Consider the following 25,065-nt stretch of genomic DNA (forward strand, 5'->3'; position numbering starts at 1 on the left):
CCACCCGGCCGGGGGCGCCGCTCTGCCCCCGGCCCGTACGGGCGGTCGTGTCACTCCGCGTGCAGCGCGTCCACGACCGCCATCCGCCGCACCCGCCTGGCGGGCAGGACCGCGGCGGCCAGGCCGATCAGGACGGTGACCGCCAGGAGTCCGGCGATCATGAGGCCCGGGGTGTGCTGGATTCCGTACTCCTGGGTCACCGAACGGCCCGCGAGCCATCCGTAGACCAGGCCCAGCACGGTTCCGGCGACCGCGCCGGTGAGCGACAGCAGGACGGCCTCCAGGGTGAGCATCCCGCGCAACTGGCCGCCGCTGAGGCCGATCGCGCGCAGCATGCCGATCTCGCGGGTGCGTTCGTCGACGCCGAGCATGAGGGTCGCGGCGACGCCCAGGGCGGCGATCGCCATCGTGAAGGCGAGCAGCACCGCCGCGATCATGACCATGCGGTCGAGCATCGTACGGAAGAACTCGGCCTCGGCTCCCGCGTCGTGGACCCGTACCGTCGGCTGGTCGAGCAGTGCCTTGTCCAGGAGCTTGCGGGCCTCCTCGTGCGAGAGGCCGTCGGCGGGGCTGATCCAGGCGGTGGTGACGGGGGCGCGGGGGGCGATGCGGTCCATGGTGCGGGGGGTGACGAAGTACGAGGCCTCGGGGACGACCGCGAACGGGTAGCCCGAGGCGCCGGGGGCGACGTCCAGGCCGGCCGGGTGGGCGGTGCGGGCGCTGCCGTAGGAGGCCAGGGCCTGGCCGTCGCCGAGCTTGCGGGCCTGGTCGGCGCCCTCCATGCCCGTGTTGAGGAGGGCGGGGTCGGCGCTCGCGACGATCATCTTCCGGCCGGCGCGGGCGCCCGCGTCGATCGTGGCGGTGCGGACCGGGACCGTCCGCAGCCCCTTCTCCTTGCCGAGCACGGCCAGTGCCGCCCCGGGAACCTGCTTCTTGTCGGTGACCAGCGAGAACGATCCCGGCTGCCGGGAGGTGAGCATGTCGCCGAGCGAGCCGCCGGTGGTGGAGACGACGGTCGAGGCGGCGACCATCACGGTCACGCCGACCAGCAGCGCCGAGGCGGCGGCTCCGGTACGGCCCGGGTTGCCCCGCAGCTGCTGGGCGGCGAGCTTCCCCGTCGTACCGGAGAAGCGGCGGGTCGGCAGCGCGAGCAGGGAGACGACGGGCGGCAGCAGCCAGCGGGCGAGGCGCAGCACGCCGAAGAAGCTGAGGATCGCTCCGGCGGTGACCGTAAGGACGCTGAGCGGGACCGGGGCGTACGCGCCGCCGACCAGCAGCAGGGCGCCGAGGCCGAGCAGCAGCACGGAGAAGGTGGTGCGCACGGCCCGGCTGCCGGTGCTGTCGGGGGTCGCGGTGTGCGCGCCACCGAGGGCCGCGACGGGCGGGACCGCGGAAGCGCTCCTGGCCGGTGCGCGGACCGCGAGGACGGTGAGCAGCACGCCGAACAGGAGCGCCAGGAGGAAGACGATCCAGCCGGGCATCAGGTCGACCGACACCGGGCCGAGGTCGAACGTGCCGAGCAGCAGGGTTCCCAGGGCGCTCGCGCCCGCGCCGAGGAGGAGCCCGGTGAGCGAGGCGCCGATGCCGAGCAGCAGGCCCTGGCGGCGGACGTGGGTGCGGATCTCGCCGCGGGTCGCGCCGATGCAGCGCAGCAGGGCGAGCTGGCGGACCTGCTGGGCGAGGACGACCGAGAAGGTGTTGCTGACGACCATGCGGGCCACGGCCATGGCGATCAGTACGAAGCACAGTGCGGCGACGAGCACCAGCACGTACAGGTTTCCGCTGTCCTTCTTCGCCGCGTCGACGGATTCCTCGTGGGTACGGACCCGCGCGTGGTCGCCGAGCGCGGTGCGCACCGCGCCGGCGACGGCGCGCTCGTCGCCCGCCCGGACGGCGAGGTCGAGCTGGGTGGTGTGCGGCTCGGCGGCGTACCTGGCGAGCTGCCCGTCGGGGGCGCCGATCACGGGCTGTCCGGCGAAGCTGGGCGCACCCCTGGTGTCGAGGGTGCCGGTGAGGAGGGCCGTGGTGCGGCCGCCGTCCGCAGTCAGGAGGGCGACCCGTCCGCCGGGACGTACACCGATGCGGTCGGCGGTGCGGCTGTCGAGCATGACCTCGTCGGGGGCGACGGCCCACTTCCCGCCGTCGGCGAGCTGCCAGCGCAGGGCGGGGGCCGCGGCGAGGGAGGTGACGACGGCGGGCTCGTCGAGGGGCCGTCCGGCGGGGGTGAGGACGGTGCCACGCCCGGTCTGCCGGGCCGCGACGGCGTCGACGCCGGGGACCCGGGCGGCTTTCGCAGCGGTGTCCCGGGCCAGTCCCGGATCCTTCGGGGTGCCCGCGTCGCGTGCGCCGGGCGTGACCTGGAGGGCGGCCGGGCCGACCTCGGCGGCGGCGAGCTGGCCGAAGGAGCTGACGAGGGCGTTGCTGCCGCCGACCGCGAGGACGAGGAAGGCGACACCGACGGCCACCGCCGCCCCGGTGAGCAGCAACTGCCGTGCCTGGCCCCGGAATTCCTTCAGTGTGTACTTCAGCGTGGCCATGTCCCCAACTCACCCTCGGCAGTGCCCGGATCTTCTCCGTATGACGCTAAGGGCGGCCCGGGGCCCGGCAGTCAGCTCACCGGACGGACTGCTTCTCCTCCGTCGGGGCTACGGCTGGCGGCGCCGTACGCCCCAGGTCTGATGCTTCACCCCGAGGGTGCCCCGAGAGAGCCCCGAGGCCCTCAAGAAGCCCCGGAGTCCGACGTTCCACTCCGCGGGCCCGCTCAGAGCGGCCGGTGCATGATGTGCAGCCCGACGTACCCCTGCTCCGGGTGCCGGAAGCCCTCCGGGACGGTGCCGATGATGCGGAAACCGAGCTGCTCGTAGAGCCGTACGGCGTGGGTGTTGCTGGCTGCGACCGCGTTGAACTGCATGGACCGGAAGCCCTCGGCGCGCGCCCAGTCGAGGGTGTGCCCGACGAGGGCGCGGCCCACGCCCCGGCCGCCGTGGGCGGGGTCGACCATGTAGCTGGCGCTGGCGACATGGGCGCCGTTGCCGCGCTGGTTGCTGTTCATCTTCGCGGTGCCGAGGATCTCCCCGGTGTCGTCGACGGCGACGACCGTACGGTTCGGGGCGTCCAGCATCCACCAGCCGCGGCCGGTCTCCCTGTCGAGGTCGACGGGGAAGGTGAAGGTGTCACCGGCGGCGGTGATCTTGTGGAAGAAGGGCCAGATCGCGGCCCAGTCGTCGGCGGTGGCTTCTCTGATCAACATCCGGACAGAGTGCGGCTTTCAGCCGTTCCCCACCAGTCCTTTTCGTCGGCCCTTACCGCCCCCTCCCCCCTCAACTGGGACACCAGACATCCGTGTGAGACACTAATGTCTCACTTGAGTCTCACTAGTCTCGGAACGGATGTCCCATGTCCTCCCCCGCCGCCGCCCGGCCCGACACCGGGTCCGCTGCCCCGCACCTGGACCCCCGGCGCTGGGCCGTCCTCGCGATCCTGTCGGGCAGCCTCCTGCTGATCGCCATGGACACCACGATCCTCAACGTGGCGTTCCCCTCGCTGGTCGCCGACCTCCAGCCCGGCTCGGTCGAGCAGCTGTGGATCATCGACGTCTACGCGCTGATCCTGTCCGGGCTGCTGGTGACGGCGGGTGCGCTGGGCGACCGGCTCGGCCGCAAGCGGATGCTGCTGACCGGCTTCGCGATCTTCGCGCTGGCCTCGCTGCTCGCGGTCTTCGCCACCGAGGCGTGGCACGTGATCGCGGCCCGCGCCCTGCTCGGCGTCGGCGGAGCGGCGATCATGCCGTCCACGCTGTCGATCCTGCGGAACGTCTTCCTCGACGCCCGCGAGCGGGCCTTCGCGTACGCCGTGTGGGCGGCCGTCTTCGGTGCCGGCATGGCGCTGGGCCCGGTGGTCGGCGGACTCCTCGTCGAGGACTTCGGCTGGCAGTCCGCGTTCCTGCTCAACCTGCCCGTCGCCGCCCTGGTGATCGCACTGGGCGCCTGGATCCTGCCCGAGTCGCACTCGCCGCGCAGCGGCCGCTGGGACTGGTGGGGCGTGGGTCAGTCGATCGTCGGCATGCTCGCCCTCGCGGGCGGCATCAAGCAGCTCGGCAAGAGCGGCTTCGCGGACCCGCTGCCGTGGGCGCTGCTGGCCCTGGCCGCGGTCGCACTGACGGTGTTCGTACGCCGCCAGCTCCGACTGGAGAGCCCGCTGCTCCAGGTGCGTCTGTTCACCAACAGGTCGTTCTCCATCGCCGCCGTGTCGATCTTCCTCGGCATGGTCGGCATGGGCGCGGTGCTCTTCCTGGTGACGCAGTGGTTCCAGTACGGGCAGGGGTACACGCCTCTTGAGGCGGGCATCCGCCTGCTGCCCGCCTCGCTCGGCCTGGTGCTCACCTCGATGGTGACGCCGTCGCTGATGCAGCGCTTCCAGATCCGGCACATTCTCGGCTCGGGACTGGTCGTCATGACGGTGGGCCTCGCCCTGCCGTGGACGGTGCAGCAGTTCGCCGAGATCGGCTACCCGGCGGTCGCCGTCGCGCTCGCCGTCCTCGGCATGGGCGTCGGCATCGCGACCACGGTCGCCTCGGTGACGCTGATGGCGGCCACCCCGGCCCACGAGGTCGGCGGCGCGGCGGCCGTCGAGGAGACCTGCTACGAGCTGGGCGCCGCGCTCGGCGTCGCCATCCTCGGCAGCCTGGCCACCGCCCTGTACCGCACGAACCTGCCGTCCCTGGACCTGGAAGGACCGACGGCGCAGTCGGTACGGGACTCGGTCGGCGAGGCCGCGCACGTCGCCCAGGGCATCGGCGGCGACGCCGGCCGCACCCTTCTGGACGCGGTCTCGGCGGCGTACACGACGGCCATCACCCCGGCGTTCCTGGTCGGCGCGGTCCTGACACTGGGCGCCGCGGCGGTGGCCTGGGCGTGGATCCCGCGCGACCTGCGGCCGACGGAGAACGAGCACTGATCCGAGCACTGGTACGAGCGCCGATACGAGCACTGAGCGAGCGCCCGCAGTACTGACAGCGCGTTCAGCACCTCGATTAGCCTGTCGATCATGTGGACCGACGAGGTGACCGGCACCCTGCACGAGGCAGCCGCCGGGGCGATCCAGCCCCGGCGGGCCGTACGACAGCTCCCGCTCCCCGCATCCCACGACCCGTCCCCGAAGGGCTGACCCATGCACGCACAGAACGCGGACGATCCCGTCCTCGTACACATCGAGGGCCGCGCCGGACACCTCGTCCTCAACCGTCCCAAGGCCCTCAACTCCCTCACCCACCCCATGGTCCTCACCCTCGACGCGGCCCTCGCCTCCTGGGAGTCCGATCCGGCCGTCGAGACCGTCGTGATCTCCGGTGCGGGCGGGCGCGGGCTGTGTGCGGGCGGTGACATCCGGGCCATTCACGACGACGCACGCGACGGTGACGGCCGGGCGACCGAGACGTTCTGGTGGGACGAGTACCGGCTCAATGCACGCATCGCCCGCTTCCCGAAGCCGTACGTCGCCCTGATGGACGGCATCGTGATGGGCGGCGGCGTCGGGGTGAGCGCACACGGCAGCGTGCGGGTCGTCACGGAGCGCTCCCGGGTCGCCATGCCGGAGACCGGCATCGGCTTCGTCCCCGACGTCGGCGGTACGCACCTCCTCGCGCAGGCACCCGGCGAGCTGGGCACGCACCTCGCGCTGACCGGCTCGGCGGTGGGCGCGGCCGACGCACTGCTGTGCGGCCTCGCCGACCACTTCGTACCGTCGGAGCGCCTCGACGCGCTGATCGCGGATCTCGCCACCGTGCCTGCCGATGAGGCGGTACGGCACTGCGCGACGCAGCCGCCCGGCGGTGAACTCGCGGACGCCCGCGAGTGGATCGACCACTGTTACGCGGCAGCCAGTGTCGAGGAGATCCTGGAGCGGCTGACCGGCAGCGGGGTGCAGGCGGCGAAGGAGGCCGCCGAGACGATCCTCGCCAAGTCGCCCACCTCGGTGAAGGTGACCCTGGAGGCGGTGCGCCGGGCACGTGAACTCGGCTCCCTGGAGCGGGTGTTGGTGCAGGAGTACCGGGTGTCGTGCACGGCACTGCACGAGAGCGACCTGGTGGAGGGGGTACGCGCGCAGATCGTCGACAAGGACCGGAACCCGCGGTGGTCCCCGGCGACTCCGGGCGAGGTGTCCGCCGAGTCGGTGGCCCGGTTCTTCGCACCGCGCGGGGACGGCCGCGAGCTGTCTTTCGCACACTCATCCGACACCGCGCCCTCCTCCGATACCGTGCTCTCCCCCGATACAGCGCTCTCCCCCGACACAGCGCTCTCCCCCGGCATCACGCCCCCGCACGGGCAGGATCACCTGGGCGACTGAGCCTCCGCCAGCCACTCCGGCAATGCGCGGGCGAGGTGTCGCAGGAAGGCGCGGGCCGCCGATCCCGTGGGGCCGCCCGCCCGGCGGGCGAGGGCGATGCGGGCGCGCGGGCAGGGGCCGGCGAGCGCGAGCACGCGCAGGTGCGGGCCGGCCCGTGCCACCGTTCCGGCCGGGAGCACCGCGACGCCGAGGCCGCGCGAGGCCAGTTGGAGGAGGACTTGCGGGGCCGATGCCTCGAAGGCGACGACGGGGCGGAAACCCGCTTCCGTACAGCTGCGTTCGAGCACGCCGCGCACTCCGGTGCCCGCCGGAAGGCTGATCAGCGGGCGGTCGCACAGGGCTGCCAGGGGGATGACGGTGCGTTCCGGCGGCAGGGCCAGGGGGTCGTCTGGGGTCATGACGGCCCTCAGCGGTTCGTCCAGCAGGATCTGGAAGGCGACGCCCGGCGGGGGCTGTTCGTCGGCGACCGAGGCCAGCACCATGTCGAGTTCGCCCCGGTGCAGGGCGGCGAGCAGCCGCTCGGAGGTGTCCTCGGTGAGGGAGAACTCGACTCCCGGGTGCGCGTCGTGGAAGTCGGCGAGCACTCCCGCCAGGTCGAACACGCCGGCCGGGACGCCCAGCAGCGATCCGACCCTGACCCTGCCGCGCAGGAGTCCGGTGAGTTCGTCGGCTGCGGTGTGCACCGCGTCGGCGGCGGCGAGCACCGCGCGGGCGTGCGGCAGGATCGCCTCGCCCGCTTCGGTGGGGGTGACGGTGCGGCCGGTGCGGTCGAGGAGCGCCTGCCCGAGTTCCCGCTCCAGCCGGCGTATCTGCGCGCTGACGCCGGGCTGGGCGACGTGGAGGCGGGCGGCGGCCCGGGTGAAGTTCGCCTCCTCCACCACCGCGACGAGGTACCGGAGCTGTCGGAGTTCCATAACTGATCATGCTAGTGGCGAGACAGAACCCTTCTTGGACTTCTGATGACCGTTCCAACACCCTTGTGACCATGGGGAATACGAAGCAGGGCACCGATGTCGGCGAGATCAGGGAAGCGATCGCGGCCGAGCGCCGCGAGCTGGCGGACCTGCTGGACCGGCTGCCCGCCGAGCGGTGGGAGGAGCCCACCCTGTGCGCCGGGTGGCGGGTGCGCGAGGTGGCGGCCCACATGTCGCTCGGGTTCCGCTACCCGCTCCGCAAGGTGCTGGCCGAGCTGGTCGGGGCGCGGGGCAGCATGGACCGGATGACCGACCGGGTCGCACGCCGGGACGCGGCACGGATGTCGGAGCGGGAGATGGCGGCGGCGCTGCGGGAGAACGCGCACCACCCGTGGAAGCCGCCGGTGGGCGGCTTCGCGTCGGCGCTCGGACACGACCTGGTGCACGGCCTGGACATCGCGATCCCGCTCGGCCTGGACCGCCGGGTCCCCGACGACAGGCTGCGGATCGTCCTGGGGACCGCGAGCCCCAGGGGCACCAGGTTCTTCGGGGCGAAGCTGGACGGCGTGCGGCTGCAGGCCGACGACCTGGACTGGGCGTACGGCAGCGGGAGCGTGGTCACGGGGGCCGCACAGGACCTGGTGGTGCTGCTGTTCGGACGGAAGGTGCCGGCGGGGCGGCTGAGCGGCGAGGCGAGCGGGCGCTTCACCACCGTGTGAGCCCGCTGGGTGAGCCCCGCCTCGTCAACACCGCTGTGCAAGCCCCGCCGTGTGAGCCCCGGCCGCCGTGTCGGCGTTTCCTCGCCCGCCCGGGGTACGCGCAGACCGTAGGGGCAGCCATCGGCCACGGCGGATCAGCAGAGGCGGGACGGGAACATGACGGTGCAGAAGCGGACAGTACTCGTACTGGACTGTGCGGACGCGGACGAACTGGCGGCGTTCTACGCCAGGCTTTTCGACGCGGAGACCCGCCGGGGCGAGGACATGGACTTCGTGGAGATCGTCGGCCACGACGGCGTCCACCTCGCGATCCGGCGCGACCACGGCTACGCGCCGCCGAGCTGGCCACGCCCCGACGACTCCCAGCAGGCACACCTGCGCATCCTGGTGGCGGGCGAGGACATGGACGAGGCGGAGCGCGAGGTCGTCGGCCTCGGCGCCCGCCCCCTGGAGACCCCGAACAACACCGGTCTCAGCCGGGACGTGCGCCGCTACTCCGACCCGGCCGGCCACCCCTTCTCCCTGGTGTCCTCCCCGACGGGCCCCGGCAAGGAGCAGCCGGAGGGCGAACTCCGGCTGGTCTGAACACAGTGGGGACCGTCGGGTCAGCGGGACCAGCGGAGCCAGTGGAAACCAGACGGATCAACGGGACCAGTGGAGCCAGTGGAAACCAGACGGATCAGCGGGACCAGTGGAACCAGCCGGATCAGTGGGAGAAGCCGACCACCCCGGCGCCCTCCTTCGCCCCGGCCTGCCGGAGCCACTCCACGATCGACTCGATCGACTCCAGCACCTCGGAGTCCAGCGCCGCACGCCGCTCGGGGGTGCTCGCCTCCCACTGGACGAGTGCGTCGCGGCACTGCCCGGCGCTCCACTCCCCGTAACCGGGCAGGTCGTCCGGCCTGGGGAGCCCCTCGGGCAGGGAGCCGTAGGAGAACTCCGATATCTCGACTGCCTTGATCCCCAGGTCCTTCAGCCCCTTGTCGACCTCCTCCAGCCAGTCCCCGCGGTACGGCGAGAAGTGGTTGTTGAAGAGGCTCCGGCCGTAGAACTCGCAGACCAGCTTGTACGCGTAGCCGTATTGGAAGGCGAACTCCTCGTCGTACGGGCCGCCGTCGAGGACCGCGCGCACCGCGTCGGAGCGGGTGGGCGCGCCCCTTTCGATCTCGCTCGCGAACCAGTCGTCGTCGTGCTGGATCCGGGCCTTGAAGCGGCCGCCGATCATGCGGCGCAACTTGTCGTCCCCGGAGCCGACGGCGGCCCGGACCGTAGCGGGATCGACCAGGTACAGACTCAGTGAGTAGCTCATGATCCAACACTAGGGGGCGGCACTGACAATGCTCCGCGACCCTCAAGCTACTTCCCAGTAGGGCATTCGGCCGAACGGATCAAGGCAGGTCAGGAGAGGTCAAGGTCACAGCGGTTACCCCTGCTGCACCTTTGGCGCACTGCCCTAGCATCTGAGCATGACGGTCCTGCCTGACGACGGGCTTTCCCTGGCCGCCGAGTTCCCTGATGCGACCCATGAGCAGTGGCAGCGCCTGGTGGAAGGCGTGCTGCGCAAATCGGGTAAAGACGTCACGGGGACTGCGGCCGAAGAAGCCCTCTCCACTTCCCTCGACGACGGGCTCCGCACGCGCCCGCTGTACACCGCCGACGACACCCGCGAAGCCGACTCGCCCGGACTGCCCGGTTTCGCCCCGTTCACCCGGGGTGGATCCGCTGCGGGGACGACGGCCACCGGCGGGTGGGACGTACGGCAGCGGCACGAACGGCCCGATCCCGCACGCGCCAACGAGGCCGTACTGGCCGACTTGGAGAACGGGGTCTCCTCGCTGTGGCTCGCGGTCGGCGACGCCGGACTGCCGGTGTCCGGTCTGGAGCAGGCACTGGACGGGGTGTACCTCGACCTCGCACCGGTGGCACTCGACGCGGGGGCCGAATTCGACGCCGCCGCACGCGAGTTGCTCCGCATCTTCGAGGCACGCGGAGTGACCGCCGAGGAGGCGCGCGGCAGCCTGGGCGCGGACCCGCTGGGCCTCGCCGCCCGCACCGGGACGTACGAGCCGGAGCTCGCCGGACAGGCCGCCGCGCTCGCCCAATTGACTTCACGTCAGTACCCGGGGCTGCGCGCCCTGGTGGTGGAAGCCCTGCCGTACCACGAGGCCGGGGCTTCCGCGGCGCAGGAGCTGGGCTGTTCCCTCGCGACCGGCGTCGCCTACCTCCGTACCCTCACCGAAGCCGGTCTCGACGTCGAAGCGGCCTGCGGGCAGCTCGACTTCCGGTACGCGGCGACCGCCGACCAGTTCCTCACCATCGCCAAGTTCCGTGCGGCGCGCCGCCTGTGGGCCCGGGTCGCCGAGGTGTGCGGTGCGCCGGGCGCAGGGGCGCAGCGGCAGCACGCGGTGACGTCGTCGGTGATGATGACGCGCCGCGACCCGTGGGTGAACATGCTGCGCACCACGATCGCCTGCATGGCGGCCGGGGTGGGCGGCGCCGACTCGGTGACGGTGCTGCCGTTCGACCAGGCGATCGGCCTGCCGGACGCGTTCGCGCGCCGTATCGCCCGTAACACCTCCACCATCCTCGTCGAGGAGTCGCACCTGTCGAGGGTCGTCGACCCGGCGGGCGGCTCCTGGTACGTCGAACAGCTGACGGACGAGCTGGCGGCGGCGGCGTGGGAGTGGTTTCAGGAGATCGAGCAGGCGGGCGGCCAGCAGCAGGCTCTGGCCTCGGGTCTGGTGGGTGAGCGGATCGCCGCCACCTGGGAGCGCCGTACGAAGGCGCTCGCCAAGCGGCGCGAACCGATCACCGGCGTCAGCGAGTTCCCGAACCTCGCCGAGCGCCAGGTCGACCGTGACCCGGCGCCCGCGAAGCCGTCCGGGGGGCTCCCCCGGGTCCGTCGCGACGAGACGTACGAGGCGCTGCGCGCCCGCTCCGACGCCCACCTGGCGGCGACCGGGGCCAGGCCCCGCGTCTTCCTCGCCGCCCTCGGCCCGGCCGCGGCGCACACCGGCCGGGTCACCTTCGCCGCGAACCTCTTCCAGGCGGGAGGCGTCGAGCCGGTGCACGACCCGGTGACGGTGGACCCGGGCTCGGTCGCCGGGGCGTTCGCCGCGAGCGGTGCGGGCGTCGCCTGCATCTGCTCCAGTGACGCCCTGTACGCGGAGCAGGCGGCGGACGTCGCCGCCGCCCTCAAAGAGGCGGGGGCGCGGACGGTGTTCCTCGCGGGCCGTCCCGGGGAAGCCGAAGACACGTACCGCAGTGCCGGCGTCGACGCGTTCGTCTTCGCGGGCTCGGACGCGGTGGCCATCCTCACCTCCGTCCTCGACCGTATGGAAGTGAAGTAATGGGCAGCATCCCCCACTCCGCCGGGATTCCCGACTTCTCGCAGATCCCGATCGGCTCGGCGGACGCACCCGCCGGCTCCGAGGAGCAGTGGCGTGCGGCCGTCAAGGAGTCGACCGGCCACGGCGTCGAGGACCTCGTCTGGAACACGCCCGAGGGCATCCCCGTCAAGCCGCTGTACACGGCCAGGGACACCGAGGGCCTGGACTTCCTGAACACGTACCCGGGGGTGGCCCCGTACCTGCGCGGCCCCTACCCGACGATGTACGTCAACCAGCCGTGGACAATCCGCCAGTACGCGGGCTTCTCCACCGCCGAGGAGTCCAACGCCTTCTACCGGCGCAACCTGGCGGCCGGTCAGAAGGGCCTGTCCGTCGCCTTCGACCTGCCCACCCACCGCGGCTACGACAGCGACCACCCCCGGGTGACCGGCGACGTCGGCATGGCGGGCGTGGCGATCGACTCGATCTACGACATGCGCCAGCTCTTCGACGGTATTCCGCTGGACAAGATGTCGGTGTCGATGACGATGAACGGCGCCGTGCTGCCGGTGCTCGCGCTCTACATCGTGGCGGCGGAGGAGCAGGGGGTGCCGCCGGAGAAACTGGCCGGGACCATCCAGAACGACATCCTCAAAGAGTTCATGGTCCGCAACACCTACATCTATCCGCCGAAGCCCTCGATGCGGATCATCTCCGACATCTTCGCGTTCACCTCGCAGAAGATGCCGCGCTACAACTCCATCTCCATCTCCGGGTACCACATCCAGGAGGCGGGGGCGACGGCCGACCTGGAGCTGGCGTACACCCTCGCGGACGGTGTGGAGTATCTGCGGGCCGGGCTCGAAGTCGGCCTGGACGTCGACGCGTTCGCACCTCGCCTCTCCTTCTTCTGGGCGATCGGCATGAACTTCTTCATGGAGATCGCGAAGATGCGGGCGGCGCGTCTGCTGTGGGCCAAGCTGGTCAAGCAGTTCGACCCGAAGAACGCCAAGTCCCTTTCGCTGCGCACCCATTCGCAGACCTCCGGCTGGTCGTTGACCGCGCAGGACGTCTTCAACAATGTGCCGCGCACCTGCATCGAGGCGATGGCCGCGACCCAGGGCCACACCCAGTCGCTGCACACCAACGCCCTCGACGAGGCGCTCGCGCTGCCCACCGACTTCTCGGCGCGCATCGCCCGCAACACGCAGCTGCTGCTCCAGCAGGAGTCCGGCACCGGCCGGGTCATCGACCCGTGGGGCGGCTCCGCGTACGTCGAGAAGCTGACGTACGACCTGGCGCGGCGTGCCTGGCAGCACATCGAGGAGGTGGAGGCGGCCGGCGGCATGGCGAAGGCCATCGACGCGGGCATCCCCAAGCTCCGCATCGAGGAGGCGGCGGCGCGCACCCAGGCCCGTATCGACTCGGGCCGCCAGCCGGTGATCGGCGTCAACAAGTACCGGGTGGCCACCGACGAGCAGATCGACGTCCTCAAGGTCGACAACTCCTCCGTCCGTACGCAGCAGATCGCCAAGCTGAAGCGACTGCGCGAGGAGCGCGACGAGGCGGCCTGCCAGGACGCGCTGCGTGCGCTGACGGCGTCCGCCGAGCGGGGTTCCTCCCAGAGTCTCGACGACAACCTGCTCGCCCTCGCCGTGAACGCCGCCCGTGCGAAGGCGACCGTCGGTGAGATCTCGGACGCGCTGGAGAAGGTCTACGGGCGGCACGCGGGTCAGATCCGTACGATCGCCGGTGTGTACCGCAACGAGGCAGGAGAGTCCCCTTCGGTGGAGCGCACCCGTGCCCTGGTCGACTCCTTCGCACAGGCGGAGGGCCGCCGTCCGCGCATCCTGGTCGCCAAGATGGGCCAGGACGGCCACGACCGCGGCCAGAAGGTGATCGCCACGGCCTTCGCCGACCTGGGCTTCGACGTGGACGTCGGCCCGCTGTTCCAGACGCCGGCGGAGGTGGCGCGCCAGGCCGTCGAGGCGGACGTGCACATCGTCGGGGTTTCCTCCCTCGCGGCCGGGCACCTCACGCTCGTACCGGCGCTGCGGGAGGAGCTGGCGGCGGAGGGCCGTGAGGACGTGATGATCGTCGTCGGCGGCGTGATCCCGCCCCAGGACATCCCGACGCTGCACGAGGCGGGTGCGGCCGCGGTCTTCCCGCCGGGGACGGTGATCCCGGACGCCGCGTACGACCTGGTGCAGCGGCTGGCCGCGGATCTGGGGCACGAGCTGGCCGAGCCGGCCGGCACCGCACCAACCGGCACCGCACCAACCGGCACCACACCGACCGGCACCGCACCGGCCGACGCCACGGAGGGCTGACGGCCGATGCCCCCGAAGATCGACATCGAGGCGTACGCCAAGGGCGTGCTGGACGGGAAGCGGGCGTTCGTGGCCCGAGCGATCACTCTCGTCGAGTCGTCCCGGGCGGATCACCGGGTGCTCGCCCAGCAACTGCTGACCGCGCTGCTGCCGCATTCGGGTCATGCGCGGCGGATCGGCATCAGCGGTGTTCCCGGTGTCGGCAAGTCGACCTTCATCGACGCGTTCGGCACGATGCTGACGGGGCTCGGGCACCGGGTCGCGGTGCTCGCCGTGGACCCGTCGTCGACCCGTACGGGCGGCTCCATCCTGGGTGACAAGACCCGGATGGAGCGCCTCGCCGTCGACCCGGCCGCCTATGTCCGCCCGTCGCCTTCGGCGGGGACGCTGGGCGGGGTTGCGCGGGCGACGCGTGAGGCGATGGTGGTGGTGGAAGCCGCCGGGTACGACGTGGTGCTGGTGGAGACGGTGGGCGTCGGCCAGTCCGAGACGGCCGTGGCGAACATGGTCGACTCGTTCCTGCTCCTCACCCTGGCCCGTACGGGCGATCAGCTGCAGGGCATCAAGAAGGGCGTCCTGGAGCTGGCGGACATCGTCGCGGTCAACAAGGCGGACGGCCCGCACGAGCGCGACGCGCGGTCCGCGGCGAGGGAGCTGGCGGGCGCCCTGCGTCTGATGCACCCGGCCGACGCCAACTGGACTCCCCCGGTGCTGAGTTGCAGCGCCCGCGAGAACGCCGGGCTCGACGAGGTGTGGGACCGCCTGGAGCAGCACCGTACGCTCCTGGACTCCTCCGGCCGGCTGGCCGCGAAGCGGGCGGGCCAGCAGGTCGACTGGGCGTGGGCGATGGTCCGCGACGAGCTGCTCGGCCGGCTGCACTCCCATCCGGCGGTACGCCGCGCGGCACCCGGCATCGAACAGGCCCTGCGCGACGGCGAGTTGACGCCCACACTGGCGGCGGAGCGGATCCTGAGGGCGTTCGAGGAGTAGCCGGACGGGTAAGTGTCCGGGGGCATCCAGACGGGGAGCGCCCCGCACTGGCCGGACGCGGCGGAGGCCAGGTCGTACAGGGGGCGCAGTGGCGGGGCCGTGCCGGATGCACACCGGCTTCGCTGCACCGCGGACCTTGTGTCACGGACACATGGCTGGACCTCCTGGTAAGTCCCCCCTCACTCCTGCCCGTTGCCTCCGCCCCGCCGGATCATTCGGCGATGCCGCCGAAGGCCACGACCCGGTCGACCCTGGCGCGCACCAGGTACTCGCCGGGCACGGAGTTCCGCTCCCCGTAGGCGGCGCCGCTCGAAGACCCCATGTATCGGCTGCCGATGCGGGTGGCCCAGGTGCGGAGTTCGTCCGGGTCCTCGGTGAACTCGGCCGCGCATTCCAGCATCACGTAGCTGTAGGGCGGTTCCTGGTCGTCGACGCACAGCGAGAAGCGCGGCTCGCGGAGCAGCGACTTGCACTTCAGCGACTCGTGCCAGGTGGTGAAGACGACGCGGGGTCCACTGCCGCTTCTACCGCTGCCGTCGCCGCCTTCGTCACCGTCGTCGATCAGGAACCACACCGGGGTGACGTGCGGGCGGCCGTCCTTGCGATGGGTCGCCAGCTTGCCGGTCCGCGTGCCAGTGAGCACGAACGTACGCCACTCTTCCTCGGTCATGGGGTGCATCGGGCGCTCCGATCAGTGGCAGGGGCATCGACTTTCTTCGAGGATATGGGTCAGGCCGGGTGCGGGCGCGTGGTGGCCACCGGGTAGGGGGCGAAGGTGCTGCTGACCAGCTGTCCGACCTGGACCGGTCAACGGCCCGACTGGGCGAGGAGGCGCCGGAGCCAGCGGGTGCGGGCCTCGCGGGCATCCCGGCTGAGGGCCGCCTGCGGGGCCAGGCCGTCGAAGCCGTGGCAGGCACCGGGCCACACGTGCAGTTCGGCACGGCCGCCGGCCTGCCAGATCGCGTTCGCGTACGCCATGTCCTCGTCCCGGAACATCTCGGCCGACCCGACCTCGATGTACGCCGGGGGAAGCCCGGAGAGGTCCGTGGCACGGGAGGGCGCCGCGTAGCACGGCAGGTCCGCAGCGCCGTAACGGTCACCGAGCAGTGCCTTCCAGACGGTCTCGTGGGAGGTGAGGTCCCACCCGCCGAGGCCCGACAGCCGGCGGCTGGAGAAGGTGCTGCCACGGTCGTCGAGCATCGGGCAGAGCAGCAGCTGCCCCAGCACCCCGGGGCCGCCCCGGTCGCGGGACAGCAGGGCGAGGGCCGCGGCGAGCCCGCCGCCGGCGCTCTTGCCTGCGACGATGATGCGGTCCGGGTCGATGCCCAGCTCGGCCGCGTGCCCGGCGGACCAGAGGAGCCCGGCGTAGCAGTCCTCCAGCGGCGCCGGGTACTGCGCCTGCGGCGCCAGCCGGTACTCGACGGAGAGGACGGCCATTTCCAGCGGGAGGGCCCACTCGCGGAGGATCCGCGGCAGCACGGACCACGCGTTGCCCATGATCATCGCGCCGCCGTGCAGGTAGTACAGGAGGGGCAGCGGCCCGGCGGGCCCGGCCGGCCGCGCGCTCACGAGCGTGACGTCAGGACCGCCCGGCGGCCCCGGCACACAGAGTTCCGCCACCTCGAAACGGCCGCCGTCACGGAGGTCGTCGGCGGTCGGCCTGGGCCGGGCCGAAGCGTCCCGCTCCTGCATCGCGGCAAGGTTGTCCGGGGTGATCGACTCCCTCGACTCCTTGCCCAACGCCTCCAGTACGACGGCCAGTTCGGGGTCGAAAGGGGGTGTTGCGTCCAGCGGGGAGAACTCTCGGCTGCGACCCATGCGGCGTAGCCAATCACACCACCGGGCGCGGGACCGAGGGCGAGCGAACCTCGGCCGCACCTTGCGTCACGTGGGCACCGGCCACAGGCGAGAAGTCAATCTCGCGGCGGCTCGCACCCCATCGGTTCACCGCGCCTCCCTGCAGGGCCCGCAGGGCAGACGATCCCCACCGGGGGGCGAGGTCTTGAGTAATCGGTCACCTACTTTGGGTGATCAGCGCGGGGTGCGTCGGTGCAGCCCGCCACACTGAAAGAGGTACGCCCATGATGCGACGTCTGGCAACGGTTCTCGGGGCCTGCGCGACGGCCGCGACGCTCGCGCTCACTGCTGCGACGAGCGCGTACGCGGCCCACGGATCCCTGGTCATCAACGGTGTGGCCCACCAGGAGCCGAGCGGCTGCTTCCCGCTGAGCGACTTCGGCACGTCCACGGTGTCGAACCAGACGGACCAGGTGGTGGTGGTCTGGTCGGGGCCGGGCTGCACAGGTGGTGTCGACCAACTGCTCAACCCCGGCGTGACCTTCATTCTGACGGGCAGCAAGAGCGTCTTCATCTGACACCCCCGTCCGGCCATCGGTCTGGACCGACAGGGTGCCCCGCGCATGTGCGTGCGCACGCGCGCGGGGCACCCTGTCGGTTCTGTGGGAGCGGAGAGTCAGTGCTCCTCGGTTTCGAAGGTGCGCAGCAGATCTGCGGCGACACTGACGGCGATCGTCGCGGGTTCCTTGCCGGTGACGTCGGCCAGCCCGATCGGGGTCTTGATCCGATCGATGGTGGCGTCGTCGTGGCCGCCCTCGGTGGAGAGGCGTTTGCGGAACCGCACCCACTTGGCCGACGACCCGATCAGCCCGATGGAGCCGAGATGGGCGGTGCGCAGGGCCGCGTCGCACAGTGCGGCGTCCTCGGCATGATCATGGGTCATGATCAGGACGTGGGTGCCGCGCGGCAGCTCCTCGAAGACCTCCTCGGGCAGCAGCGGCGTGTGATGCAGGTGCACCTGTGCCACCGAGTCCGCGAGGACGTCGAGCCGTTCCTCTGCGAGCATGTCGGCGCGGCTGTCGACCAGATGGAGGTCGAGGTCTTGGCGGGCCAGGATGCGGGCCAGTTCGAGCCCGACGTGCCCGACGCCGAAGACCGCGACCGCCCGTACCACCGGCAGCGGTTCGAGCAGTACCGAGACCGTGCCGCCGCAGCACTGCACGCCGTGCTGGTTGGTGACCTTGTCGTTCAGGGCGAAGTCCATCAGCTCCGGCTCCGCCTTGCCCGCGGTGATCATCTCCCGGGCCCGGTCGATGGCGACGGCTTCGACGTTGCCGCCGCCGATCGAGCCCCACGTCTCGCTCTGCCCGACGACGAGTTTCGCACCGGCGTCGCGCGGAGCGTGGCCGCGCACGGTCGCGACGGTCACCAGCACGCCGGACTCCCGGCGTGCCCGCAACCGCGCGACCGCGGCGATCCAGGTCATGTCAGGCACCGCTCAACGCACTCGCCTGGGAGCGGTTCTCGCCGTCCCCGGCGTACCCGTTCACCGCGTGCCCGTTCACCACGTGTCCGTTCGCGACGTGCCCGTTCTGGGAGGCCTTGCCCTCGCGTGCCGCTTCGATGGCCCAGAACACCGCCTCCGGTGTCGCGGGCGAGGCCAGCTCGACGCCGACGCCGCTCGGCCCGAACTCGGCGGCGGCCTGCCGCAGCGCCTCTCGTACCGAGAACGCCAGCATCAGCGGAGGCTCGCCCACCGCCTTGGAGCCGTAGACGGCGCCCTCTTCGGTGGCGTTCTCCATGAGCGTGACGTGGAACTCCTCGGGCATCTCCGAGAAGCTCGGCAGCTTGTACGTGCTCGCTGCCTGGGTCAGCAGCCGGCCCCGGTTCGGCCCGTCGGTGCCGTCCCAGCGCATGTCCTCCAGCGTCAGCCAGCCCGCGCCCTGCACGAAGCCGCCCTCGACCTGACCGATGTCGATCATCGGGGAGAGGCTGTCGCCGACGTCCTGCACGATGTCGACCCGGCGGATGCGGTACGCGCCGGTGAAGCCGTCCACCTCCACCTCGGCCGCGGCCGCGCCGTGCGAGAAGTACTTGAACGGCGAGCCCCGGAAGGCCTTCGCGTCCCAGTGCAGCCCCTCGGTGCGGTAGTAGCCGGCCGCCGAGAGCTGGACCCGCTGGAAGTACGCGGTGCGCACCAGGTCGTCCCAGTCCAGCTCCTTGTCGCTGCCCAGGCCGCGTGCGACGCCCTCGACGATGCGTACGTCCGAGGCGTTCGACCCCAGCTGGGTGGCTGCCACCTGCACCAGCCGCTCGCGCAGCTGCTCGCAGGCGTTCTTCACCGCCCCGCCGTTGAGGTCCGCACCCGAACTGGCCGCGGTGGCAGAGGTGTTGGGCACCTTGTCCGTACGGGTGGGGGCGAGGCGGACCTTGTGCAGCGGGATGCCCAGGGTGGTCGCTGCCACCTGGAGCATCTTGGTGTGGAGGCCCTGGCCCATCTCGGTGCCGCCGTGGTTGATCAGGACGGAGCCGTCCTTGTAGATCAGTACCAGCGCGCCGCCCTGGTTGAAGGCGGTGAGGTTGAACGAGATGCCGAACTTGATGCCGGTGATCGCCAGCGCCCGCTTGGTGTCCGGGTGCGCGGCGTTGAACGCGGCGATCTCGCGCTTGCGGTCGGCGACGCCGCCGTTCTCCTTGACCTTCTCCCAGACGGTGGCGATCCGCTCGTGCTGGGTGACCGGCTGGCCGTACGGCGTGCTCTGGCCCGCCTGGTAGAAGTTGCGCTCCCGCAACTCCATCGGATCCAGGCCGAGTTGGGGTGCGACCCGGCCGAGGATGTCCTCGATGACGAGCATGCCCTGCGGTCCGCCGAAGCCGCGGAACGCGGTGTTGGAGACCTTGTTGGTCTTGGCGATCCGGCCGGCGATGTGCGCGTTGGGGATCCAGTACGTGTTGTCGATGTGACACAGCGCACGGGCCAGCACCGGCTCGGAGAGGTCCAGGCTCCAGCCGCCGTCCGCGGTCAGGGTGGCGTCCAGGGCCCGGATGCGGCCGTCGGCGTCGAAGCCGATCTTCCACGTGGCGTTGAAGCCGTGCCGCTTGCCGGACATGGTCAGGTCCTGCGTCCGGTTCAGCCGCAGCCGGACCGGGCGGCCGGTCAGCTTGGCGCCGAGCGCGGCGACGGCCGCGAAGCCGTGCGGCTGCATCTCCTTGCCGCCGAAGCCGCCGCCCATCCGCAGACACTGCACGGTCACCTCGTGACTGTGCAGGCCGAGCACGTGCGCGACGATTTCCTGGGTCTCCGAGGGGTGCTGGCTGCTGCTCTGGATGAACACCTGCTCGTTCTCGTCGATGAGAGCGAGCGCGGCGTGCGTCTCCAGGTAGAAGTGCTCCTGGTCGGAGAACTGGAACTCGCCGGTGAAGACGTGCGCGGAGTCGGCGAAGCCGGATTCGACGTCACCGGTCACCATCAGGGGGCGAGCGCCGTGGAAGCTCTCGGCCGCGATGGCGTCCTGCAGTGTGATCACGGAGGGCAGCTCTTCGAGCTCCACCTCGACGGCCTGGGCACCGAGCCTGGCCGCCTCCAGGGTCTCGCCGAGAACCCAGGCGACCGCGTGGCCGTAGAACATGACCTCGTCGGGGAACAGCGGCTCGTCGTGCTTCATCCCGGCGTCGTTGACGCCGGGCACGTCGGCACCGGTCAGTACGCGGACCACACCGGGCACGGCGAGCGCGGGCTCGGTGCGCAGCGCGGTGATCCTGCCGTGGGCCTTCATGACCTGGACCGGGTGGGCGTGCAGTACGTCCTTGGTGCGGTACACCAGGTCGTCGGTGTAGAGCGCGGTGCCGGTGACGTGGAGGGTGGCGCTCTCGTGCGGCATCGAAACACCGACGACGGGCTTTTCAGGGCGCTCGGACAGATGACTCATGACTTCGCCGCCTCGGTGTTTGTCGCGGGTCGCGCGTACAGCTTCCGCAGGCTCTGGCCGAGCATCGCGGAACGGTAGAGGGAACTGGCACGGTGATCGCTCATCGGCGTGCCCTCGCCCCGCAGCTCCCGGGCCGCGGCCTCGACGGTCTCCGCCGTCCACGGCTTGCCCTCCAGGGCGGCCTCGGTGGCGAGGGCGCGGATCGGGGTGGCGGCCACGCCGCCCAGGCCGATGCGCGCCTTGCGGACGATCCCGTCCTCGATGTCGAGCGCGAAACCGACGGCCACGCTGGAGATGTCGTCGAAGCGCCGCTTGGCGATCTTGTGGAAGGCCGTGACCGGCGCCAGCGGCAGCGGGATGCGCACCGCACGGATCAGCTCGCCGGGACGGCGCACGCTCTGCCGGTAGCCGGTGAAGTAGTCCGCCAGGGGAACCACGCGCTCACCGTCGACGTCGGCGAGGACCAACGACGCTTCGAGTGCGAGCAGCACCGGCGGGCTGTCGCCGATGGGCGAACCGGTGCCCAGGTTGCCACCGAGGGTCGCACCGTTACGGATGAGCCGGGAGGCGAACTGCGGGAACAGCTCTGCCAGCAACGGGACTTCGCCGTCGAGACGGCGCTCGATCTCGGTGAGCGTCAGCGCCGCCCCGATCTCGATGTGGTCGGACTCGACGCGAAGCTCGCGCAGTTCGGGCAGCCGGTCGATGGCGACCACGCAATCCGCCCTGCGGGAACGGATGTTGACCTCGACACCGTAGTCGGTGGAGCCGGCGACGACCACCGCTTCGGGACGCTCGCGCAGCAGCTGCAGCGTCTCGGCGAGGGTGTTCTTGCGCAGGAACGTGCTCTCGTCCTGGGTGTACTCGGTGGCGACCGGCGCCGGCGGGGCCTGCTCCCGGCGCTGCGCGAGGGGGTCCTCGTCGGTGGGCTCACCGACGGCGAACGCGGCATCGCGAATGGGGCGGTAGCCGGTGCAGCGGCACAGGTTTCCGCTCAGCGCGTGCAGATCAAAACCGTTCGGACCGTGCTCGGCGTCATGGCCGGCTCCGCCGTCGACCGATTCCCCGTGCGCGCAGCGGTCGGGCCGGTAGTACTCGGAGGCCATGCTGCAGATGAATCCCGGAGTGCAGTATCCGCACTGGGAGCCGCCGCGGACGGCCATTTCCTCCTGCACCGGGTGCAGGGTGGGGGCCGTACCGGGGTCACCGACCGTGGCGAGGCCTTCGGAGGTGATGACCTCCTGACCGTCGAGCGCCGCAGCCGGGACCAGGCAGGCGTTGACCGCCACCCAGTCGGTGGGCTTGTTCACCCCGGGCCGGGCCACCAGGACCGAACAGGCACCGCACTCACCCTCGGCGCAGCCCTCCTTGGTCCCGGTGAGACCACGCTCACGCAGGAGGTCCAGCACTGTGGTGTGGGGTGCAGCGGGTGAAATCTGTGTTTCTTTCCCGTTGACCGTGATCCGCGCCGCTACCATGACAGGCCCTCGTTCTGGTGCGCGATGTATGGATTCATCATATTCGCCAATTTCAGGCAGCTCTCTGTGCTCAGACGCGCCACGCGAGAAAAACGGGCGCAAAACGGCACGCAACAGCGACGTGCCGGAGGGTCATGAAGGAAACCTGGAATGTGCCACGACAGGGCACATCAGAAGGGCGTACTCAGCAGCCGTGCGCGATCCGACCCGGAGCCCAGGCGGTGCACTGGGCGAGGCGACCAAGATCAGAGCTGGTGTTCATCTGCGGGTCGCCTCCTCTCGGGATCTGTGGGTCTACGTTCTTCGCAAAATAGTGGCTGGGACCAGAGCGGTCAAGAGGTTGACGGCGGCCTCTCGAATACCGAACGAATATCGAGAGCAGAGCGACCGGGGAACGGCCGGAGACCGTCCGCCGGCCGACCGGATTCCGTGCCGGGCCCCCACCGCTCACCGACTGGTGCTTACCTGGTGGCGACTGTGTTCATCACTGCCGGAGGTGCCCATGAGGATGCTCATCAATGTGCCCGAGACCGTCGTGTCGGACGCGCTGCGCGGGATGGCTGCCGCGCATCCCGAGCTCGCCGTCGATGTGGAGAACCGGGTCGTGGTGCGGCGGGATGCTCCCGTCGAGGGGAAGGTGGGGCTCGTCTCGGGCGGTGGGAGTGGGCATGAACCGCTGCACGCGGGTTTCGTGGGGCCGGGGATGCTGTCGGCCGCCTGTCCGGGGGAGGTCTTCACGTCGCCGGTGCCCGATCAGATGGTGCGGGCGGCGGCCGCCGTCGATGCGGGGCAGGGGGTTCTGTTCGTCGTCAAGAACTACACCGGGGACGTGCTGAACTTCGACATGGCCGCGGAGTTGGCCGAGGAGGAGGGCATCCGGGTCGACAAGGTACTCGTCAACGACGACGTCGCGGTGACCGACAGCCTGTTCACCGCGGGGCGGCGCGGCACCGGGGCGACCCTGTTCGTGGAGAAGATCGCCGGAGCCGCGGCGGAGGAGGGCGCCCCGCTGGAGCGGGTGGCGGAAGTGGCGCGGCGGGTGAACGGTTCCACGCGGAGTTTCGGGGTGGCGCTCAGCGCCTGCTCCACGCCGGCCAAGGGGAGTCCCACCTTTGAACTGCCGCCCGGTGAGCTTGAGTTGGGGGTCGGTATCCATGGCGAGCCGGGGCGTGAGCGGCGGGCGATGATGACCTCGCGGGAGATCGCGGACTACGCGGTGGAGGCGGTGCTCGACGATCTGCGGCCGACCGGCCCGGTGCTGGCCCTGGTGAACGGGATGGGCGCCACTCCCCTGCTGGAGCTGTACGGGTTCAACGCCGAGGTGCAGCGGGTCCTTCGCGAGCGCGGCGTACCGGTGGCCCGTACCCTCGTCGGGAACTACGTCACGTCCCTCGACATGGCGGGCTGCTCGGTGACGCTGTGTCAGGTCGACGAGGAACTGCTGCGGTGGTGGGACGCGCCCGTGCAGACCGCTGCGCTGCGCTGGGGCCGCTGAGACGGCCCCAGTGGTGGACCGGGAAGTGGACCGGCAAGTGGTCCGGGTGGACCAAGAGGCAGGCAGGGAAGGGGAATTGGTGCTGAGTTCTTCGTTCTTCCAGCGATGGATGAGTGGCATGGCCGCGGCCGTGGAGGAGGAGGCAGACCGGCTGACGGAGCTGGACTCCGCGATCGGCGACGCGGACCACGGGAGCAATCTGCGGCGCGGTTTCACGGCCGTCGCCGCCGCTCTGGAGAAGGAGCCGCCGGACACCCCCGGCGGTGTACTGGCCCTGGCCGGGCGGCAGTTGATCTCGACGGTGGGCGGTGCTTCGGGGCCGTTGTACGGGACGCTGCTGCGGCGTACGGGCAAGGGGCTCCCAGACGCGGAGGAGGTGTCCGTGGCGGAGCTCGCGCAGGCGCTGCGGGCCGGTGTCGACGCCGTGGCGAAGCTGGGCGGGGCCGCCGCCGGGGACAAGACGATGCTGGACGCGCTGTTTCCGGGAGTGGAGGCGATGGAGCAGGCCCCGGCTGCCGGGGCTTTCGCCGCCGCCCGCGATGCCGCCGAGAGCGGTGCGCTGGCCACCGTGCCGCTCCAGGCACGCAAGGGGCGGGCCAGTTACCTCGGTGAGCGCAGCATCGGCCATCAGGATCCCGGGGCCACTTCGGCCGCACTGCTGCTCCGTACGCTCGCCGAGGTGACCGTATGAGCGCCGCGGAGGACAAGAACAGCCTGGTCGGGGTCGTGCTCGTGTCGCACAGTGCGGCGGTGGCCACCGCCGTCGCCGAGCTCGCGCAGGGGCTGGCGGGCGGCGGCCCGACCGCTCCGGTCGCCGCCGCCGGCGGGGACACGGACGGCGGTCTCGGCACCAGCTCCGAACTGATCGCCAAGGCGGCCAGGGCGGTGGACCGCGGGGCGGGCGTGGCTGTACTCGTCGACCTGGGCAGTGCCGTACTGACCGTGAAGGCGATGCTCGCCGGCGGAGACGACGACATGGCCGACGACGATGAGGACGGGGGCGGGGTGGCTGAACTGCCGCCCGGAACCCGGCTGTTGGACGCACCCTTCGTCGAGGGTGCGGTCGCCGCCGTCGTCACCGCGTCGGCGGGGGCGCCGCTGGACGCCGTCGAGTCGGCGGCCTCCGAGGCGTACACCTACCGGAAGGTCTGACGGGCTCCGGCGGTGCGGGGCGCGCGCCCCGTACCGCCGGGCGCACCCGGCGTTTCCGTACCGTCAGTGGCCCTCGGGGGTGACGCCCGCACCCGCCATGCCCGGCATCGAACCCTCGGCGGGCGCGAACCAGGTGGGCTCGTTCGCGAGGGCCTGCTTGATCCGGAAGGTGGCGAACTCCCGCATCTCGGGGAGCGCGTCGACGGGGAACCAGCCGACCTCCAGGGACTCCTCGTCATTGACCCGGGCCTCGCCGCCGGTCGCCCGGCAGACCACCGTGACGTCCATGAACTGGCAGATGTCGCCGTTCTCGTACTGCACCGGCCTGAGCGTCTGGACGAGGGCGATGCGCTCCACCTCGCACTCGACGCCGGTCTCCTCGAACACCTCGCGCACCGCGGTCTGCGCCGGCTGCTCGCCCGGGTCGGAGATGCCGCCGACGACCGACCACTCGCCGTTGTCGGCGCGCCGGCCGAGCAGCACCCGGCCCTCGTCGTCGAAGACGACGGCCGTCACGCCGGGGAGGTAGAGCAGCTGGTGACCTGCGGTGGTGCGGATGTTCTTGATGAAATCGGGAGTAGCCATGA

The 25,065-nt window shown here is 71.3% G+C and carries 21 protein-coding genes; 11 read left to right on the top strand and 10 right to left on the bottom strand.

All coding sequences use genetic code 11. From position 1 onward, the window contains the following. Positions 1–50: 50 nt before the first annotated feature. Together AB0D18_RS11585 and AB0D18_RS11590 are read right to left on the bottom strand one after the other, a co-directional pair. Positions 51–2,537: an FtsX-like permease family protein gene (locus AB0D18_RS11585; protein WP_362415494.1), complete on the bottom strand. Its 2,487-nt coding sequence runs from the start codon at positions 2,535–2,537 to the stop codon at positions 51–53. Positions 2,538–2,761: 224 nt separating this feature from the next. After that, on the bottom strand, positions 2,762–3,250 hold the full coding sequence (locus AB0D18_RS11590) for a GNAT family N-acetyltransferase (protein WP_362415496.1): 489 nt from the start codon (positions 3,248–3,250) through the stop codon (positions 2,762–2,764). A 146-nt stretch (positions 3,251–3,396) separates the two neighbouring features. Between AB0D18_RS11590 and AB0D18_RS11595 the strand changes: the two genes are divergently transcribed. Together AB0D18_RS11595 and AB0D18_RS11600 are read left to right on the top strand one after the other, a co-directional pair. Next, positions 3,397–4,956 carry an MFS transporter gene (locus AB0D18_RS11595; protein WP_362415498.1) on the top strand — a complete coding sequence of 520 codons (1,560 nt, stop codon included), beginning with the start codon at positions 3,397–3,399 and terminating at the stop codon, positions 4,954–4,956. Between the two features lie 213 nt (positions 4,957–5,169). Next, entirely contained in the window at positions 5,170–6,345 is a 1,176-nt protein-coding gene (locus tag AB0D18_RS11600; protein WP_362415500.1) for an enoyl-CoA hydratase/isomerase family protein, read from the top strand. Here AB0D18_RS11600 and AB0D18_RS11605 read toward each other — a convergent pair. Further along, the gene (locus AB0D18_RS11605) at positions 6,330–7,259 is read right to left on the bottom strand and encodes a LysR substrate-binding domain-containing protein (protein ID WP_362415502.1); all 930 of its coding nucleotides are present in this window, start codon (positions 7,257–7,259) and stop codon (positions 6,330–6,332) included. The two genes, AB0D18_RS11600 and AB0D18_RS11605, sit on opposite strands and share 16 nt — an antisense overlap. Before the next feature lie 71 nt (positions 7,260–7,330). Here AB0D18_RS11605 and AB0D18_RS11610 point away from each other — a divergent pair, with 71 nt between their 5' ends. Further along, positions 7,331–7,978: a maleylpyruvate isomerase family mycothiol-dependent enzyme gene (locus AB0D18_RS11610; protein ID WP_362415504.1), complete on the top strand. Its 648-nt coding sequence runs from the start codon at positions 7,331–7,333 to the stop codon at positions 7,976–7,978. Between the two features lie 156 nt (positions 7,979–8,134). Continuing rightward, positions 8,135–8,563 (top strand): VOC family protein, encoded by a 429-nt coding sequence (locus AB0D18_RS11615; RefSeq protein WP_362415506.1) that lies wholly within the window; start codon positions 8,135–8,137, stop codon positions 8,561–8,563. Between the two features lie 121 nt (positions 8,564–8,684). Here AB0D18_RS11615 and AB0D18_RS11620 read toward each other — a convergent pair whose 3' ends face one another. Then, positions 8,685–9,287, bottom strand: a complete 603-nt coding sequence (locus AB0D18_RS11620; protein WP_362415508.1) for a hypothetical protein — start codon at positions 9,285–9,287, stop codon at positions 8,685–8,687. Positions 9,288–9,444: 157 nt separating this feature from the next. Here AB0D18_RS11620 and mutA point away from each other — a divergent pair, with 157 nt between their 5' ends. From mutA to meaB, 3 genes are read left to right on the top strand one after another with little or no spacing between them, the layout of a single operon-like run. Next, complete coding sequence (mutA, locus tag AB0D18_RS11625) at positions 9,445–11,328, top strand: methylmalonyl-CoA mutase small subunit (RefSeq protein ID WP_362415510.1); 1,884 nt, start codon at positions 9,445–9,447, stop codon at positions 11,326–11,328. Then, positions 11,328–13,637 carry a methylmalonyl-CoA mutase gene (gene scpA / locus AB0D18_RS11630; RefSeq protein ID WP_362415512.1) on the top strand — a complete coding sequence of 770 codons (2,310 nt, stop codon included), beginning with the start codon at positions 11,328–11,330 and terminating at the stop codon, positions 13,635–13,637. The genes mutA and scpA overlap by 1 nt, the downstream gene beginning before the upstream one ends. A 6-nt stretch (positions 13,638–13,643) precedes the next feature. Beyond that, positions 13,644–14,627 carry a methylmalonyl Co-A mutase-associated GTPase MeaB gene (gene meaB, locus AB0D18_RS11635; protein WP_362415514.1) on the top strand — a complete coding sequence of 328 codons (984 nt, stop codon included), beginning with the start codon at positions 13,644–13,646 and terminating at the stop codon, positions 14,625–14,627. A 211-nt stretch (positions 14,628–14,838) separates the two neighbouring features. Here the strand turns inward: meaB and AB0D18_RS11640 are convergent, their stop codons facing one another. Continuing rightward, positions 14,839–15,297, bottom strand: a complete 459-nt coding sequence (locus AB0D18_RS11640) for a PPOX class F420-dependent oxidoreductase (protein ID WP_362415516.1) — start codon at positions 15,295–15,297, stop codon at positions 14,839–14,841. Between the two features lie 137 nt (positions 15,298–15,434). Continuing rightward, a complete protein-coding gene (locus AB0D18_RS11645; RefSeq protein ID WP_362415518.1) occupies positions 15,435–16,445 on the bottom strand; it encodes an alpha/beta hydrolase in 1,011 nt (336 codons plus the stop codon). A gap of 263 nt (positions 16,446–16,708) precedes the next feature. Here AB0D18_RS11645 and AB0D18_RS11650 point away from each other — a divergent pair, with 263 nt between their 5' ends. Continuing rightward, entirely contained in the window at positions 16,709–17,002 is a 294-nt protein-coding gene (locus AB0D18_RS11650; protein WP_362415520.1) for a hypothetical protein, read from the top strand. Between the two features lie 98 nt (positions 17,003–17,100). On the opposite strand, the gene xdhC is transcribed toward AB0D18_RS11650, so the two are convergent. Genes xdhC through AB0D18_RS11665 form a run of 3 tightly spaced genes read right to left on the bottom strand, consistent with a single transcriptional unit; the run spans position 17,101 to position 21,831 of the window. After that, positions 17,101–17,910: a xanthine dehydrogenase accessory protein XdhC gene (gene xdhC / locus AB0D18_RS11655; RefSeq protein ID WP_362415522.1), complete on the bottom strand. Its 810-nt coding sequence runs from the start codon at positions 17,908–17,910 to the stop codon at positions 17,101–17,103. 1 nt (position 17,911) lies between these two features. After that, positions 17,912–20,353: a xanthine dehydrogenase molybdopterin binding subunit gene (gene xdhB / locus AB0D18_RS11660; RefSeq protein ID WP_362415524.1), complete on the bottom strand. Its 2,442-nt coding sequence runs from the start codon at positions 20,351–20,353 to the stop codon at positions 17,912–17,914. Further along, positions 20,350–21,831: an FAD binding domain-containing protein gene (locus AB0D18_RS11665; protein ID WP_362415526.1), complete on the bottom strand. Its 1,482-nt coding sequence runs from the start codon at positions 21,829–21,831 to the stop codon at positions 20,350–20,352. The genes xdhB and AB0D18_RS11665 overlap by 4 nt, the downstream gene beginning before the upstream one ends. A 502-nt stretch (positions 21,832–22,333) precedes the next feature. On the opposite strand from AB0D18_RS11665, the gene dhaK reads away from it, so the two are divergent. From dhaK to AB0D18_RS11680, 3 genes are all read left to right on the top strand, one after another. Further along, positions 22,334–23,326 (top strand): dihydroxyacetone kinase subunit DhaK, encoded by a 993-nt coding sequence (gene dhaK, locus AB0D18_RS11670; RefSeq protein ID WP_362415528.1) that lies wholly within the window; start codon positions 22,334–22,336, stop codon positions 23,324–23,326. 79 nt (positions 23,327–23,405) lie between these two features. Further along, a complete protein-coding gene (gene dhaL / locus AB0D18_RS11675) occupies positions 23,406–24,017 on the top strand; it encodes a dihydroxyacetone kinase subunit DhaL (protein ID WP_362415530.1) in 612 nt (203 codons plus the stop codon). Beyond that, positions 24,014–24,478 carry a PTS fructose transporter subunit IIA gene (locus tag AB0D18_RS11680; protein ID WP_362415532.1) on the top strand — a complete coding sequence of 155 codons (465 nt, stop codon included), beginning with the start codon at positions 24,014–24,016 and terminating at the stop codon, positions 24,476–24,478. Before dhaL ends, AB0D18_RS11680 begins: the two co-directional genes overlap by 4 nt. Before the next feature lie 63 nt (positions 24,479–24,541). Here AB0D18_RS11680 and AB0D18_RS11685 read toward each other — a convergent pair whose 3' ends face one another. After that, positions 24,542–25,063, bottom strand: a complete 522-nt coding sequence (locus AB0D18_RS11685; protein WP_362415534.1) for an NUDIX domain-containing protein — start codon at positions 25,061–25,063, stop codon at positions 24,542–24,544. Positions 25,064–25,065: the final 2 nt, after the last annotated feature.

The organism is Streptomyces sp. NPDC048442, assembly GCF_040651475.1.
Lineage (GTDB): Bacteria > Actinomycetota > Actinomycetes > Streptomycetales > Streptomycetaceae > Streptomyces.